Annotated in this window: 3 protein-coding genes; all 3 read left to right on the forward strand. The window is 45.9% G+C overall.

Going from position 1 to position 3,223, the window contains the following annotated elements; translation table 11 throughout:
* On the forward strand, positions 1–1,250 hold a 1,250-nt coding region (locus AC1DUA_RS30950; RefSeq protein ID WP_477503395.1), incomplete at its 5' end, for a cohesin domain-containing protein.
* A gap of 69 nt (positions 1,251–1,319) precedes the next feature.
* A complete protein-coding gene (locus AC1DUA_RS30955) occupies positions 1,320–2,330 on the forward strand; it encodes an S-layer homology domain-containing protein (protein ID WP_477503396.1) in 1,011 nt (336 codons plus the stop codon).
* Between the two features lie 28 nt (positions 2,331–2,358).
* A partial coding sequence (locus AC1DUA_RS30960) for a carbohydrate binding domain-containing protein (protein ID WP_477503397.1) occupies positions 2,359–3,223 on the forward strand: 865 nt, incomplete at its 3' end.

Consider the following 3,223-nt stretch of genomic DNA (forward strand, 5'->3'; position numbering starts at 1 on the left):
ACGTAGTTTGGTCTGCTATTGACCCTGCGCAATATGCGGCAGCTGGAACGTTTAGTGTCAATGGAACGATTGCCGGAACATCGATCAAGGCAGTCGCCAATGTGACGGTGCTTGCACCTAGTGTAACCTCGTCTACATTGATTGGCCCTGAAGCGGTGAATCAAGCTCAATTGTTTGACTTGACCGTGGGAGTAAGCAGCTTGAAATCAAGCTTTACGACGATGGATGTTATTGTGAAATATGACCCAGCTAAGCTGGAATTTGATACGGTTACTAGTGGTAATGCCGTCTCCTTGGCAGACAGTGCGATTAGCAACCTGAAAGACAAATTTAAAGTGCTGGGTACGGCTGTCAAAGCAGCAAAAGGTGAAATTCGAATTATCATGGCTAGCGAAGGCGCGAACAATGCCATTAGCAGTCCGGGAGATTTGTTGACCCTTCATGCCAAAACAAAAGCTAACGTTGAACCGGGCATCACGACGGTATCATTGACTGACTTTAAAGTTTCGAATGAAGGCTCCGAAACACAAGTGCCTGGTGCTTCACTCAACATCACAATTAATGTTGTGGATAAAGCTGATTTGATTTCCGCCATTGCTGCTGCTCAAAGTAAATATGACAGTGCAGTTGAAGGTACTCAGGTTGGTCAATATCCGAGCGGTTCCAAAGCAGCATTGCTGGCAGCCATTAGTCAGGCATCAGCAGTCAGCGGTAACCCTTCATCCACGCAAGCTGAAGTAGCTGCTGCGCTGAATGAGCTGAACACTGCTGTGACTACATTCAATAACTCTGTGATCACCGAAACAGATCCAGAACCAGGTACAGTTGATAAATCTGAGCTATCTGAAGCCATTACTACAGCGCAAAGCAAGTTCGACGCAGCTGTTGAAGGCGACAAACTCGGCAAGTACCAAACTGGTTCGAAAGCGGTTCTGCAAGCAGCGATTGCAAGCGCTCAAGCTGTTCTTGATAAATCATCTTCGAGACAGCCACAGGTGGATGCAGCAACTGCTGCACTGAAAGAGGCCGTGGATACATTCGCGACTAAGTTCATTACACTTGTCCCTGGTGCAACGAAAATTACGATTAATGACTTGTCCATCATTGCTAAATACTACGGCACTAAATCTACTGATACAAATTGGAACGAAATTGAAAAAGCAGATATTTACAACACAGGTGAAATCAACATTCAAGTCCTAGCAACCGTTGCCAGAATGATCATTGACGATTGGATGCTGGAAAACTAATTACAAGAATCGGGGAGGCGGCGGCTTATAGCCCCTCCCCGATCCTTATAGAAAGGAAGAATCTGCTTAATGACTCGCAAACTGTTTTCATTTAGCTTAGCTCTTCTGCTATTCACTACCTGGTTGCTGCCACAAACGCTATTGGCGGCAGATTCTCCTTCTTTTTCCCTAGAGATGAGCGACAAAACGAACGCAGGCAAAGAGGTACAAGTTACCGTTAAGGGCAAAAATCTCACGGATGTGTTTGCTTACGAATTCATTCTGCAATTTGATTCCAAGCGATTGTTATTTAAGGACGGCAAGAGTGTGATATCCGGCTTTACTGTCAGTCCAATTGTAAAGGGTGATCAATTAACTTTTGCGCATACGAAGGTTGGACTTTCACCTGGGCAGAGTGGAGATATCACGTTCTTCACGCTTAACTTTGAGGCAATTGAAGAGGGAGATGCCCTCATTCAGATAAAAGACGTGAAATTAATCGACTCTGATTTGAAGATGACTTCGCAAAAAGCAGAAACACTGGCAACTATACAGATCGGCCAGATCCTTCTGACTGACATTGACCAGCACTGGGCGGAAGCTTCCATTCGGAGAGCTGTCAGTCTAGGCATCGTCAAGGGGTATGATGACGGAACGTTCCGTCCGGAACGTCCAGTCACTCGCAATGAGTTTGTCACGATGTTAATGCGTGCGTTGAAGCCACCTGCAACGGATAACAAAGAGCTGAGCTTTGCCGATCTTGATATGATCCCACTGTGGGCAAAAGATTCTTTATCAGCAGCCGTTAAACAGAATGTCATTAACGGTTATGAGGATAACACGTTCCGTGGTGATAACCAGATTACCCGTACTGAAATGGTAACGGCTATTATTCGTGTGCTCGGCTTGCAGACAGATCTAGACGAGAATTCGTCCTTTGCTGATTATGAGTCGATTCCAGCGTATGCCCAAGGATTTGTTGCAGCAGCAGCTAAGTCTGGTTTAGTACAAGGGAAAGAAAACAATACCTTCGCTCCTAACGATCCTACAACGCGGGCAGAAGCGGTAACTTTGATCCTTAGAATGCTGGATACGAAATGATCATTGTCAAATAGAAAGGTGATGTATCGTGAAACTTTTTAGTAGAGTATGTTCAGCATTCATGTCTTTCGTGATTGCGGCTCCTTTAATTGCATCTACCGGTACAGTTCTAGCTGCCGATCCTGTCGATTACCAACTGGATGTAAATGCGGCGCAACGAGGTGCTACCATAAGCCCGAACTTGAACGGCATATTCCTGGAGGATATTAACTATGCCGGTGACGGAGGGTTATACGCTGAGCTTGTTGAGAATCGTTCATTCGAATTTCTATCCGCCACGGGAAGTACGGCCAATTCGACACCTGCTCCACTTTTTGCCTGGAAATTGATACAAACTGGAGCGGGGGTCGGCACGATTACCGCACAGAAAACGGCTCCATTAAATGCGAAAAACCCAACTTACCTGCAACTGGCCGTGACTGCACCTGGTAATGGCGTTGGAATTTCAAATGATGGTTATGATGGCATGGCCATTAAGAGCGGTGATAATTACGATTTCTCTGTGTACTTGCGCAGCAGTGATACGTTAACTGAACCGCTGACGGTCAGTGTCATGGACCCTACAGGGACACAATCCTATGGCGAGGTTCAAATCGCGGCTTCTGGCATTAAGGGCACATGGAATAAGGTCACGGCAACGATTCAGGCGACGGGATCTGCTGCGAATGCAAAGCTGTTCATCAAAACAAAAAATATCGGCCGGATCGATATCGATATGGTGTCTCTATTCCCTCAGAAAACATGGAAGAATCGTCCAGGCGGACTGAGACAAGATCTTGTGCAGATGCTTGCCGATATGAATCCCAAATTTCTAAGATTTCCAGGTGGAGCTATTGTTGGCGGTAAAAATATGGCCAATGCGTACTACTGGAAAAATACAATCGGGGATGTAG

The organism is Paenibacillus sp. 01T422, assembly GCF_056398785.1.

Coding starts and splice junctions, on each gene's coding strand:
- AC1DUA_RS30955 (WP_477503396.1), top strand. CDS start 1,320: ATGACTCGCAAACTGTTTTCATTTAGCTTAGCTCTTCTGCTATTCACT.